Raw genomic sequence first — 13,350 nt, forward strand, 5'->3', positions numbered from 1 at the left:
TTCTTTGATCGGCTTACCCTGCGGGAAGCTTACTCATCCTCTTCCGCTAAATTCACGATCAGTGTGGCATCAGCCGAAGCACTCCGAATGCGCGGGACATCTGTGGCGGTCTTTTCCAGAGCGGCCCTGGATTCCATATGCACTCTCCACCATTCGCTGGCGTCCTGAAGGGACCACTGCCCATCCTCCTCACAACGTGTCAGGGACAAGACGAGTTCTGAGGCAGACTGAGGCCGTTTATCGGGATCTTTCTCCAGGCACTGCATAATGATCTGCTCCAGGTCGGCCGAGACCGGCTTTCCCAGTCGCTCGGAAGGAGATTCCGGATCATCCTGAGTATGCTTCATACAGATCTCAATGATCGATTCTCCATCGAAGACGGTGGTTCCGGTGAGCAGATAATAGCCGACCGCACCGAAGGCATACAGGTCGCTGCGTGCATCGACCCGGTCCGGATTTTTGATTCCCTCCGGTGAGAGATACATGGGGGTTCCCGCCATCGCGTTCGTCGAGGTGAGCGTAGCCTGCTCGCGACCATCGACCGCTTTGACGAGTCCAAAATCGAGGAGCTTGATGAAATCGTAAACGCCCCCTCGATGCGTCAGAAAAATATTGGCCGGTTTGACATCCCGGTGAATCACTCCCAGTTGATGGGCTTCCGCAAGGGAACCAGCGACCTGCTTGAGCAGATGGATCACCCGAGCTTCAGGCAGGGGGCCGAACTCTTTGACCAGATCATCGAGGTCAATGCCATCCAGCAGTTCCATGGCATAATAGAAAACTCCTTCCGGAGTGCGGCCGTAGTCGTAGATGGCAATCGTATTCGGATGATTAAGCTGACTTGTCAGCTGTACTTCCCGTTCAAAACGAGCTACTGCTTCGTCGGTCGTTTTTTCGATATCCAGCAATTTGATTGCCGTCGGTCGGCGGAGCATGGCATGCTGACCGCGATAGACAACCCCCATCCCCCCTTCTCCGAGCTTCTCTTCCAAAGCATACTGGCCCAGCTGTTTTGCTTTAATTACCGCCCGACGGGTTTCCTGTTCTTTTCGCGCCACGATGACCGTAAAGATAAAGATGACGACACTGCCCACAATCAGCAGCCCGAACAACCCCCAGAACGTATAACGTAACAGGTAGAGCGAGCGATAAGCCTCTGACTGATCCATCTCGGTAGCGACGCCCATTCCGTATTCGGGCAGCCAGGTCCAGGCCCCCACAACCGGTACACCGCGATAATCGCTATAGCCTTCGACGTCGATGCCACTCTCATTCTGAACGGCAGAGGCTGCCATGCGGGTCAGCGTGCGTTCGGCCATGCGTTTCGTCGGACGGTTCCCGCGTGCCATGTTGACTTCAGGATCGCGTACCTGCACATTGAGGATCGACTGGGAATCTTCGCGGTCGGGAATCAACCCCATCAGTTTTAAATCATCTTCAAACCGACTCTGTGAAAGCATGACGCCATCTTTATCGAAGGCATAGGTCTCGCCCGTTTTGCCCGCCCGGGCGACCGAGAGGATCCGTGTGAAATCCTGCTCCGGCTTGATCAATAGCGCCAGGGCAGCGATCGGCTTTTCGTCAGCATCCTTCACTGGCGCCATCGCCAGCATGGTAGGGAGCCCGGTTTTTAATTCTCCCGAATCCGTTTTGCGGGCGAACAGACTTTCAAAGGGACGCGTGACTGTTGCCTTCCCTTCACGAACCTGATCCAGGGCAGACTGCTGAATCGGAAGATCCGCACGGCCGATAGGCTCGTCACGTGAAGAGGCCAGAACTTTGCCAGCCAGATTGAACAGTCCCACATCCAGGTATCCCAGATGCTCCAGCTCGGAACTGAACTCTTCCCGCAAACCATCCAGCGACTGGGAATGCAGCAGAGCATCCCGGTTGTCCGGATCCTGTTGCTCAATGCTGATTAATTCTTCAGTGAGTTTGCGGACGCGTGGCTCTTCGGCCAGCACCTCCGCAAGAGATTCTTCACGTGCCAGCCAGATTTTCAACGCAGCCACATCGGCGTCCAGAATTGTCTGCAGATTATTGGCAACGTTCTCCCGGCTCGAAGTCTCCACGATCGACCTGACCATCAACCCCAGAACCAGCAGCAGAATCGTGCCTGCAATCGGCCAGATCCACATGCTCCGTTTGGAGAAGAGCCGGGAACGGGTAAACGATTTCATAAAAGAGCGGGAAAACGATCGTCCCAGTGAAGTCTTCGATGCATTCATGAATCAGGATTTCAGCAGATACGGGGAGAAAACGGCTCAGGTTCTTAATTCTGACATCTCTCCGGGCGTTCAGCAAGAAATGAATCCTGTTTCGTGTGGAAGTAGACCGAATCGGTTGCCGGATATCACGATCAAGGCGCATAAAAAAAGCCGTGCCTGTTTCAGGTCACGACTTTTATAGTATCTGCCATTACATTGCGACGGTGGGGTCGCTGCAAGAAGGACGGCGAATCGGGTAGTGCCAGGCACTCACCACTATTGATTCCGGTCCATGCTAAGGTTTAGGATCCTCCGACGGAATAAAGAATGACAGGATACTGTTTCAATTGTATGCATCGTCCTGACAGTCGTCGACGGGAGTTTTCCGCGTTTTCACGAAAATTCACCCTGCGTCAGAATGTCTGGTTAAAATCAGATATCTGATTTTCAGGATAGTTATCAACATCGGCATTTCAGGGCGCAACGGTTTGATCCGATTTTCAAAAAAAACGGAAAAACATCTGCCGCTCCGTGCCTCCCCTGGGGGAGTTCATTTCCTCAAGGGACCGGGAATCTTACTGATTTTCCCCGTGCCTACAAGAGGAGATCTTCGTGAATTCTGGAATTCCCGGGAATCAGTTTCCGAGAACTACTATCAGACTTTGCGCATGCCGTTACGCATTAAGAGCCAGCCGATGAATGCGATGACTACCAGAACGATGCCGTACTCCATCGGCGAAATATTATCCCAGCGTTTATTGAGATAGTTGAAGTAGAAATTAGAGTACTCGTGGCAGGTTTCCAGAATCGTGTCGATCATGATGTCACCTCAAATGATGCGTGAACTTGCTACGATCTGTAAAGCGCTGACCTCTGCTGTCAGAAACGGACCCGGTCTGGATTCTAGATCAGTGGGTCAAAGCTTTTACAGATCCATTTAAAAGCCTAGCTCACAGATCAGAGCGTGCGGCGAAAAAATTATTTTTTTCCCTGGGCAAAAAACAGGCCTCTGCGAATTACTTCACAGAGGCCTGTTCTGTTTAACATATTGGGTTCTGTATTTTAGATATAATCATTGATGACATTTTCAATCCACTCCTGGCGACCGCTGGAGTTGGGAGCAGAATCCCCTTTCTCAAGCATGTAGGCTTCCAGGTCACTGAAGTTCACACTGCCTGCTTCGATTTGTGCACCAATGCCGTCGTCGTAACTCGCGTAGCGTTTCGATACGAAGTCAGAGAGGATACCGTCTTTGCGAATCTGGGCCGCAATCCGGGCACCGCGGGCAAATGCATCCATGCCGCCGATGTGGGCATAAAACAGATCGATCGGTTCAAAGCTTTCCCGCCGGACTTTAGCATCAAAATTGACGCCGCCGGGTGCGAGTCCCCCCTGATCCAGAATTGCCAGCATGCATTGCGTGGTCAGGTAGATATCTGTCGGAAACTGGTCGGTATCCCAGCCCAGCAGAAGGTCCCCGGTATTAGCATCGATACTGCCGAGAGCCCCTTGAATCGATGAGTAAACCAGTTCGTGCATCATGGTATGTCCGGCCAGTGTTGCATGATTGGTTTCAATATTCAGCTTCACATGGTCCAGCAGATCATACGACCGCAGAAAGTTCAGACAGGCGGCCGCATCGAAATCATACTGATGTTTGGTTGGCTCTTTCGGCTTCGGTTCGAACAGGAACTGTCCTTTGAAGCCAATCTTCTGGGCATGCTCTACCGCCATATGCATGAATCGGGCCAGATGATCGAGTTCCCGTTTCATGTCGGTGTTGAACAGATTCATGTAGCCTTCGCGACCACCCCAGAAGACATAGTTTTCGCCTCCCAGCCGATGCGTGACTTCCATCGCTTTTTTGACCTGGGCGGCTCCGTAAGCGAAGACATCTGCGTTCGGGCTGGTGGCAGCTCCGTGCAGGAAGCGGGGATGTGAAAACATATTCGCTGTTCCCCACAGCAGTTTGATTCCGGTTCGTTCCTGGGCTTCCAGAAGTTTGTCGGCGATGCGGTCAAAATTCTCGTTGGCTTCTTTCAAAGTGTCCCCATCGGGAGAGACATCTTTGTCATGAAAACAGTAATAGGGAGCCTGCAGCTTTTCGAAAAATTCAAAAGCAACATCGACCCGCTTCAGTGCATTTTCGACTGAGTTCGAGCCATCATCCCACGGACGCTGTAAAGTTCCTGCGCCGAAGGGATCACTGCCGGTACCGCGGAATGTATGCCAGTAACAGACACTGAACCGCAACAGATCCCGCATCGACTGCCCTTCGATCTGCTCATCTGGGTTGTAATGTTTGAATGCGAGGGGATTCTTGCTTTCCGGGCCTTCGTACTCGATTCGGGGGACGTCTGCAAAGTATTCCATGGGGCGCACCTGTCATGTGGTTAAAACGTTTAAAGACAATCACTTCAAACAAAGATTCTAAACAGAAATTCCCTTCGAGAGTAGGCTCGGAAGCTTATTGAACAAACATTACGAATGGATTTTCAAAGTGATCTTGCCTCAATTTTCTCAATCTGGGAAACTGGGCAGTTGAAGTACCATTTCCAAGTTCCTCTGCACTTTTCCCTTCCATGGCGGAGAGGGGCTTTCGCTCTGAAATCTGCCTGACGATCCTGTTAATTTTGCGTACAGCAGCCAGAATGGCGTCAATCAGCAATGAGCTGTAACCTTCTGAAATTTATTGGCTTATGTCTGCTATGCACCAGTTGTGCATCTGGCCTGTCTCAGCCTGCGCCGATGCAGGCCTCTAACCCGATCCAGATCTCGGGAAATAACCAGGACGTCGTCTGGGAACGGATTGTCGATACCATCCACAACTACAAATTCGCTATCGCCAAAGAGAACAAGCTGGATGGCCGCATCGAAACCGAGTACAAAGTCGGCGCTAATCTGCTTGAGCCCTGGCACGGTGATTCGGTCGGCTTTGATAACCGTCTGGAAAGCACGCTGCAGTCCATCCGCCGCAGAGTATTCGTCAGTGTCACCCCGATCGAGGGGGGATATCTGCTCGGAGTGGAAGCGTTCAAGGAAATCGAGGACGTAACCACCCCCACCGCCAGTGCGCCTGGCGGGGCCACGTTTCAACAGGAACTCAGCCTGAGACGTGATTTGAACCTGGTCGAAGAACGCAGCAACCCGGATGGCTGGATCCCTCTGGGGAGAGACCCGGCCCTCGAGCAGGACATTCTGGAAAGCCTGCAGATCGCATTCTCGCAGTAAACCTGAAAAAACGGGAACAGTAGCACAACTGATAGCAGGCAGATGTTCCCGGGATCAGGCTTATTTACACAGAATCAACTTGCCGTTCTGTGTGATTCTCAACCGATAAGTCGTCTCGCCATGCTGGATCAGGACTTCCTGTTTTCCATTCAAAATGGCATCGGATTCAATGACATCAGTTGGGTTTTCTTCTTGCGCATTGGTAGCGGTAGCCGGGCGTTCAAGCTTCTCTGATTCGCTCATAATTAGGTTCATGTTACTCAACAAAGTGAATTTTGAAATTCGCAATTCACTACGCCCCCGGCAGTGGATCGTACAGATTCCCACTCCCGAATGAATTGCCCGTCATCAGTACAGCTTTCAGCGAAGTTTTTTCTTTCCTCAGAAACACATGCGAAAAAAGTATGCTTTCTGAGAGAGAGTTGCTTGCTTCCAGCACAACTGATGGCTAACATAATGAACCTGAGACTCAATGTCAACTGGGACTGATTATCCTGTCTCAGAGAATTTACTGATAATTTCGGCAAGACGGCTATCACTCAGATCACGAGGCGATCTGATTTGTACGTTGCATACCACATGTACACGAGCACGTTGCCTGAATCTTTTTTACTGGAAAGAAGAGAAATGGCGCAACGTTCTCAAGAGAGCCGACTGTTCGGCAGACGTGGTTTTACGTTAATTGAGCTTCTGGTGGTAATCGCCATCATTGCGATTCTGATCGCTCTGCTGCTCCCCGCAGTCCAGCAGGCCCGCGAAGCTGCCCGCCGCAGCCAGTGCAAAAACAATCTGAAACAGATTGGTCTGGCTCTGCATAACTACCTGAGTGCTTATACCGCGTTTCCTCCCGCTTTCTGTGCTGGTCCTGGCGGAGGAACTTTCACTGAAGGTGGTCAGTGGTCGATTCACGCTCGCATCCTTCCCTTTGCGGATGGAGCGAATCTGTTCAATAACATTGACTTCACACGCAGCTATGAGAATCAGAGCGATCCTTCGATCGCCTACACCCGCATCCCATTCATGCTCTGCCCCAGCGAAGTAAATGATAAAATCCGCCCTGACTCTTCAGGCAACCCCGAACACTACCCCATCTGCTATGGCTACAATGGGGGCACCTGGCGTGTCTTCACCAATTCCAACCTGAGCGGCGGAGATGGTGCGTTCTACCCGAACAGTAAAACGAAACCACGTGACTTCACAGACGGAACCAGTAACACGCTCTGTTTTGCAGAAGTAAAAGCATTTACCGCTTATAACCGCGATGGAGACGCCGGCACTTCCAGCGTGCCCAGTGTCGCCGGAGATGTGGAAGCCCTGATCAGCGGGGGCGGTTCCAACAAAGCCAACAGTGGTCACACGGAATGGGTCGATGGTCGCGTCCATCAGACCGGCTTTACCACCACGCTCCCTCCCAATGCCAAAGTTGCTGTCCCCGGTGCAAGTGGTGGTGCTATCGATGCGGGGGACTACACATCCTGCCGAGAAGCCAAAAGCTGTACCGGTCCCACCTACGCTGCCGTCACTGCACGCAGCTATCACATCGGGATCGTACACGCCCTGCTGATGGATGGTGCAGTCCGTTCTATCAGCGAAAATATCGACCTGGGCACCTATCGTGCTCTGAGCACCCGTAGCGGTGGAGAAGTCATCGGCGAGTTCTAAACCTGCCAGCGTCTGACAGGCAAGATTCAACTTCGATTCCAAACGGTCCTGAGTGTTTTACTCAAGGCCGTTTTTTATTTTTCACCATCCGTTGATTCGACAGAAGCTTTCCTGCCGGATCGTAACAGGGTCATGATTTCATGCAGCCCTAATGTCTTCGCCAGCTGCAGGTAAATTACAACAGCGCTGATAACGGGAACCAACACACGCAGCAGTCGATAACGAAACAAATCAACAGTGGGCAGTAACTGTAATTCGATCAGGATGATGGCAGACATCACAGCGGTCGCCAGGCTGGCCCGCCAGCTGGTGTTGAACAGTTTCGCATAATCGATCTGCCCCACCTTCTCCCTGATCAGCCACAGACAGAGGCCCGTCTGAATCATAGCTGCCATTGATGTGGCCAGTGCCAGCCCCCTCCCCTTGAGCCACCAGATCAGCGCCAGATTCAACAAGAGATTGCAGATTACAACCAGCACCCCAATTCGTACCGGCGTTTGGGTATCACCGATGGCGTAGAAACCCCGGTTCAATATCAGGACCGCCATGAAGGCAAACACGCCGATGCCATAAAAGCGAATCATTTCCGCCGTCTGCAGAGCGTCAAACTGATCGAAGTCTCCATACTGAAACAGCAGCGAAGAGAGCGGCTGTGCCATCAGCACCAGCCCCAGGCTGGCGGGGAGCCCCACACCAATCACAAGTTGCAGTCCCAGCAGTAAATCTCGTCGTAACAGATGATGGTCGTTCCGCTCTGCATGCCTGGATAACTGAGGATACAGCACTGTTCCCAGGGCGACTCCAAACACTCCCAGGGGGAACTGATACATTCGCTGTCCGAAATAAAGTGCCGAAGCGGTTCCCGATTCAAAGATCTGCCAGACCGAGGGGCTGGCACCTGTTGCATAGATCCCCTCTGGACGGGCCAGGCCCCACGCCAGACAGCTGTCGATCAGCGTGTTCAATTGTGTGATCGACAGTCCGACGACAATCGGAGCCATGCTCTGGGCGATGGACTGTACCTGACCGAGCCCGACTCCCCAATCCATATGTGGTCGGTAGCCCATCTGGCATAGCTTCCAGAAAGGCAGCACCAGTTGCACCACTCCGCCCAACAGAATCGCGATGCAGATCGCAGTAATTTTGGCAGGAGCATCCGGCAGAAAGGGAGCGACCAGCCAGATCCCGGCCATCCAGCTCAGGTTCAGAATGGTAGGTAACAGGGCCGGAACGGAAAAATGGTTCAATGCATGCAGCGTCGCGTTGATCTGTGCCGCCAGACAGACCAGGATCAGATAAGGCAGCAACAACCCGGTCAACCAGTACAACAGCTGTGCTTCTGACTCCGGATTCCCTCTCCAGCTAAGCAGGACCAGAATGACTTCTGCACTGCCAACGAGCAAAACGGAAAACACCATCAGCCAGAACAGTACCGCGGTCACCAGCTTCCAGGACGATTCACGTCCGTTCTGCTCCAGTTCGCGGATATAGGTGGGAAGAAAGGCCGTGGAGAGTGCCCCCTCTCCCAGCAAGCGTCGCGTCAGATTGGGCAGCTTGAAGGCAACAGAAAAGGAGTCCATAATTGGACCGTTGCCAAACAGGGTCGCCATGCCGATATCGCGAACCATCCCCAGCACGCGGCTTAACAGCGTCAGCAGACTGACAGTTCGTAGTCCTGCGAACAGCCCGCGCGTATGGTCAGATGCAACCACCTGAGCTTGATTTTCCTGGACAGGTTCAGGTGGCGCAGAATCATCCATAATTCAAATGAGAAATCAGGACAGTACCGGCTCGAGTCGTGCAGAGTTGATATCGATCATTTTCAAGATCTCAAGTACACGCTCCATGGGCAGATTCCACTCTCTGGCCCAGATAATAATGTCCAGATTCTCCATCCGCTGCCAGAAGATTCGATCCAGAATCCGATCTGCCAGCAGATCATTCTCCAGTTCAAGAGACTTCAAAAAACCGAAACGGGTATCATTGAATTCTTGCCAGCATCGATTTCCCAAAAGATGCTCAATTTTCTTTCCGATGCAAAAGTAATACCAATGATTTGCATACCAGTCAGAAATAGCAAGCGTACCCAGATCAAAGCCATTCTTTTGGCTTTCGATCCATTTGTGGCGTTCCGCCTCTAGAGGAGCTTCCTCATAGATGCTGGAAGCCGTAGATGGATCCAAGAGTTCGGACGACATGCTTCACCTCAATGTGCGTCTGCGATCCCAATAGAAGAAGTACGAAACTTTGTCAGTCGCTGCCAGGTTCCAACAGCGTTAATGAGCTTCGCAAAAACCTTAGTAACGTAGTGTTATACCCCCACGGAATATTCCAGGCAAGATTCATTTCCGGGAGAAATCAGATTTTTGAAAGGAAGTTTAAGAAGAGGCGAGCAGGCGTCAAGTGTCTGTCAGTCCCCTTTTTACTCAAAAAACTCAGGCACAGCCGCTGAGCAGAAACAGCAGTTGCTCCAGTTCCAGCCGGGGATCCAGGCGGCTGTTGCCTTTCAGATTTAAATCGGCGTCCAGCAGCCAATGACCGATTTTTTCCGCCCGCTGCCGGGTCAGTCTTCGCAGGTATCGGTCTGACGAATCGATGTCCCGCGGGAAGACTCCCGACTCCTTAAGCGCCTGCCTCAACGGGGTCCCCTGCACCGCCAGTTGCGTGGCCTTAAAGTACTTGCGCCAAACGAAGTTGAGCCCCCCGAGAATCTTCTGAGGCGCCTCGCCGGCCACCAGCAAATTATCCAGGTATTTCAGAGCAACACCAATATTTCCATCTCGAACCGCGTCGGTCATCGCCCATGTCGTCTCTGCTTTCCAGCCTCCGACAACCGCGCGAATGTCATCTGGACTAATGCGTGCCGCCTCTCCCACAAAGGTGGCGAGCTTGGAGAGTTCCTGATGAATCTGTCCACAATGGGTTCCCACGAGTTCGACCAGCAGCAGCGACGCATCTCTCGAAATCTGTTTCTGATGGACCTGTTCTGCAGTATCTGCGATCCATTTTGCCAGTTGGCTCCCCTTAAGCTCCTTGCATTCCAGATCCAGACCGATCTTCGCGACGGTCTTGGCGAGTTTGGTCGACTTATTCCACGATTTGACGTCCAGAATCAGCAGCGAACTCTTCGAGGGTGCTTCCAGGTACTTTTCCAGGCGCGAGCGGAACGCGGAGACAAACTTCTCTGCATCATCCACGATCACCAGCCGCTGATCGCCCCACATCGAAACGGTTTTCAGTTCGTCAAACAGGGTGGATGGGGGGAGCTCTTTTTCCAGCCGCTTCCCGTCGAAACGCGTGATGCTGGTGTCCTCTTCCTCTCCCAGCACAATCGGCTCGATTGCATGAATCGCTTCCTGTTTCATGTACCGATCATCACCGTGGAGAACCACTATCGGTCCCAGCGTGTGCTGCTCGGGGCTTAACAGAAACTCGGTGACATGCAGGGGCATCGCTAACTCTTATTGACCGGAAACCGCGGGATCACATACATTCACACTTCTGGAGCGGCAATAATGACAGCCATTCCAGAATATTGACGAATTCCATTACACTCCATTTAGCAACGAATTTCGAGTGCCCCCGGCACCGGTTCCTGCATTTTGAGTAAAACCAGGCGGGGAACAGACCGATTTCCGAGGATCCGGCAGATCAATTTGAACAGGCATCGAGCCAGTCTTCTCACCTGCTGCACCATGCGCATGCGCAACCGCCGCTCCCCAAACTCCTGCAACAGGCAGAACTGTTCTTTCAGTGTCCCGGCGAGAAATATCCGATCTCCAAAGCGATTCACCTTTCGCGTCTGGCTGCCTTTTATCCCAAGTGCCGGGACTGTCCTCACAACCAGATCACCGGAAACCTTTCTCCGCAGACGGTCAAACGCCTGCATCAGACTCAACAGGCACGAGGCACTGCCCCCGACCTGTTTACAGCCGAAGGAGTACGCGGCGTTTATCTGAATCAGATCGACCGCACACAGGCTGCTCACCTCGCCGGCGCTTTCTCGCACCTGCTCTGGGAGAGCCTCCCGCTGAAAGGGTTAGCCCCGGATTCCAAGACCGCCCGCTCCCCAGGATCGAGTACTCCCTCCAGGGAACAACCCCGGCCCGAAAAGAGTCGCGGCCCCTGCGTTGTCATTGGGTTCGATGAACGTCCTTCGTCACCAGACATCATTACCGGCGTTGCAGGCGCACTTCGCCGCAACGGCTGCCGGGTGATCGATCTGGGTCTCACGGTGCCTGCGATCCTCGCTTATGCCACCTCGCATCTGCAGGCACAGGGCGCAATCATGGTCACCGGTTCCCACTGTGGCCCGTCCAGTACCGGACTCGAATTTCTACTTGAGCAGTCACAGCCTGTCTCCCGGGGATTCCACCTGGAACGCATCCAGGAGATCGCCGAACAGGGTTACGGTCGCGCATCACGACAGCCCGGTTCTCAGCGTACGTTCCACCCCATGGAAACATACCGCAGCCAGTTCCTGAAACACTTTCACGCCCTGCGACCATTGAAAATCGCTGTTGCCTGTTCCCTCAGACTGGTCCGGGAAACCCTCGATTCCCTGTTCGATAAGCTCCCCTGCCAGCTCTCCTGGGTCGACATTCCACATCAGAAACGGAACCTGCTCGATCCCGACGATTCAGATGTCCGCAAAATGCAGCAGTACCTCGCAACCCACAACTGCGACCTGGGTCTGCTGATCGACGACGACAGCCGCCAGACCGCTTTTTTCAGTGAGACAGGCGAGCTGCTTCCGAATCACGCCGTCACCCGGTTGCTGATGCAGGCACTGGCCGCCGAACAGTCGGAGGCCGTCTTCGTGCTCGATCAGAACAGCCGGGAACAACAGCCAGAGCTCCCTGCAGACTGGAACCTGCACACACACCGGGGAACGCTGGCAGACAGCTATTTTCAGATGCAGCAACACAGGGCCGTTTACGCTGCCGATCACAGTGGATATCATTGGTTCCGGGAAACCGTCCCCACCTGCGATGCCATTTTGACGCTGGCTCATGTCCTGGCTGCCTTGAGCTTCAGCGATGCACCGGTCAGCGAACTTCTCTCTTCCACAGACGAAGAGACACCCTGACAGCCTGCGGATCTGCTGCTGTGACTAACCCGGAAACACCGTCCTCTGCGTACATACACGTCCCTTTCTGCCAGCACCGCTGCGGCTACTGTGACTTTACGCTCGTCGCCCGCAAGGACCACCTGATCGACGACTATCTGGCTGCCATGGAACAACAGCTCGCGACAGTCGAGTCGGGCACCGAACTGCAGACCCTCTTCCTGGGAGGGGGCACCCCCACTCATCTGAGCATCGAACAACTGGAACGACTCTTTTCCGCCCTCTTCAACTGGTTTCGTCTGGCGGACGATTGCGAATTCAGCATTGAAGCCAATCCCCTGAATCTGAGCATTGAGAAAATCGACTTCCTCAAGCAGCGTGGCGTCAACCGAGTCAGCCTTGGTGTCCAGTCCTTTCACTCCGAGATACTCACGTTCCTCGAGCGGGATCATCAACCCGAGCAGATCTTTGAAATCGTGCAGAACCTGCAGGCCCGCATTCCCAATACCAGCCTCGATCTGATCTTCGCGGTCCCCGGTCAAAGCCTGTCGGACTGGGAGTCCTCCCTGGCCGATGCCGTCGGTCTCGGAATTCCCCACCTCTCGACCTACGGCCTGACCATCGAGAAGGGAACTTCGTTCTGGAGCCGCCAGCAGTCGGGGCTCTTCGATTTACCCGCGGATGACCTGGCCGGCAGCATGTATGAATTTTCGCTGGACTATCTGGGTTCACGGGGAGTGCAGCATTACGAGATTTCGAACTTTGCCCGCCCGGGGTTTGAATGTCGCCACAATGAAGTTTACTGGACCGGCTATCCCTACTACGGTTTTGGCCCCGGCGCAGCCAGTTATCTGAATGGCGTTCGCCGCCAGAATCACCGCAGTGTCACTACCTGGCTCAAGCATGTCACCGCCGGCGAGTCTCCGATCGCGGAACAGGAAGAACTCGATCCCGAATCCCGGGCTCGCGAGGCCATCATCTTCGGCCTCCGCCGTCGCGTCGGCATTAATCTCGCTGAGTTCGCATCACGTTACGGTTTTTCTATTCCGGAACTGGCGGAATCCGCGATTGAGAGAAATATCGCTGCAGGACTGCTGGAGCAAACCGAAACCCACCTGCGGCTCACCCAGGCCGGCTGCCTGCTCGCCGATTCCGTGGTTGTCGATTTCCTCTAATCACGGG

The 13,350-nt window shown here is 53.6% G+C and carries 12 protein-coding genes; 4 read left to right on the forward strand and 8 right to left on the reverse strand.

The annotated features are described in order from the left end of the window. Positions 1–29: 29 nt before the first annotated feature. From FYZ48_RS08355 to xylA, 3 genes are all read right to left on the reverse strand, one after another. Entirely contained in the window at positions 30–2,228 is a 2,199-nt protein-coding gene (locus tag FYZ48_RS08355; protein WP_149339286.1) for a serine/threonine protein kinase, read from the reverse strand. Positions 2,229–2,862: 634 nt separating this feature from the next. Then, entirely contained in the window at positions 2,863–3,027 is a 165-nt protein-coding gene (locus FYZ48_RS29210) for a hypothetical protein (RefSeq protein ID WP_187781927.1), read from the reverse strand. Positions 3,028–3,269: 242 nt separating this feature from the next. Next, positions 3,270–4,580, reverse strand: coding sequence for a xylose isomerase (xylA, locus tag FYZ48_RS08360; RefSeq protein ID WP_149339289.1), 1,311 nt, complete (start codon positions 4,578–4,580; stop codon positions 3,270–3,272). 375 nt (positions 4,581–4,955) lie between these two features. On the opposite strand from xylA, the gene FYZ48_RS08365 reads away from it, so the two are divergent. Continuing rightward, complete coding sequence (locus tag FYZ48_RS08365) at positions 4,956–5,438, forward strand: hypothetical protein (RefSeq protein ID WP_145189268.1); 483 nt, start codon at positions 4,956–4,958, stop codon at positions 5,436–5,438. A 60-nt stretch (positions 5,439–5,498) separates the two neighbouring features. On the opposite strand, the gene hemP is transcribed toward FYZ48_RS08365, so the two are convergent. Continuing rightward, positions 5,499–5,681 (reverse strand): hemin uptake protein HemP, encoded by a 183-nt coding sequence (hemP, locus tag FYZ48_RS08370; protein ID WP_198422193.1) that lies wholly within the window; start codon positions 5,679–5,681, stop codon positions 5,499–5,501. A gap of 384 nt (positions 5,682–6,065) precedes the next feature. Between hemP and FYZ48_RS08375 the strand changes: the two genes are divergently transcribed. Beyond that, complete coding sequence (locus FYZ48_RS08375) at positions 6,066–7,100, forward strand: DUF1559 domain-containing protein (RefSeq protein ID WP_149339293.1); 1,035 nt, start codon at positions 6,066–6,068, stop codon at positions 7,098–7,100. Positions 7,101–7,174: 74 nt separating this feature from the next. Here the strand turns inward: FYZ48_RS08375 and murJ are convergent, their stop codons facing one another. From murJ to FYZ48_RS29570, 4 genes are all read right to left on the reverse strand, one after another. Beyond that, positions 7,175–8,812, reverse strand: coding sequence for a murein biosynthesis integral membrane protein MurJ (gene murJ / locus FYZ48_RS08380; protein WP_187781928.1), 1,638 nt, complete (start codon positions 8,810–8,812; stop codon positions 7,175–7,177). A gap of 63 nt (positions 8,813–8,875) precedes the next feature. Then, a complete protein-coding gene (locus tag FYZ48_RS08385) occupies positions 8,876–9,298 on the reverse strand; it encodes a hypothetical protein (RefSeq protein WP_145042531.1) in 423 nt (140 codons plus the stop codon). Positions 9,299–9,535: 237 nt separating this feature from the next. Continuing rightward, positions 9,536–10,552, reverse strand: a complete 1,017-nt coding sequence (gene holA / locus FYZ48_RS08390) for a DNA polymerase III subunit delta (RefSeq protein ID WP_149339297.1) — start codon at positions 10,550–10,552, stop codon at positions 9,536–9,538. A gap of 107 nt (positions 10,553–10,659) precedes the next feature. Then, positions 10,660–11,088: a hypothetical protein gene (locus tag FYZ48_RS29570; protein ID WP_242022494.1), complete on the reverse strand. Its 429-nt coding sequence runs from the start codon at positions 11,086–11,088 to the stop codon at positions 10,660–10,662. Positions 11,089–11,130: 42 nt separating this feature from the next. Here FYZ48_RS29570 and FYZ48_RS29575 point away from each other — a divergent pair, with 42 nt between their 5' ends. Together FYZ48_RS29575 and hemW are read left to right on the forward strand one after the other, a co-directional pair. Next, on the forward strand, positions 11,131–12,189 hold the full coding sequence (locus tag FYZ48_RS29575; RefSeq protein WP_261344354.1) for a hypothetical protein: 1,059 nt from the start codon (positions 11,131–11,133) through the stop codon (positions 12,187–12,189). A 20-nt stretch (positions 12,190–12,209) separates the two neighbouring features. Beyond that, a complete protein-coding gene (gene hemW, locus FYZ48_RS08400; RefSeq protein WP_242022497.1) occupies positions 12,210–13,343 on the forward strand; it encodes a radical SAM family heme chaperone HemW in 1,134 nt (377 codons plus the stop codon). Positions 13,344–13,350 lie beyond the last annotated feature (7 nt).

Source organism: Gimesia chilikensis (genome assembly GCF_008329715.1).
GTDB lineage: Bacteria > Planctomycetota > Planctomycetia > Planctomycetales > Planctomycetaceae > Gimesia > Gimesia chilikensis.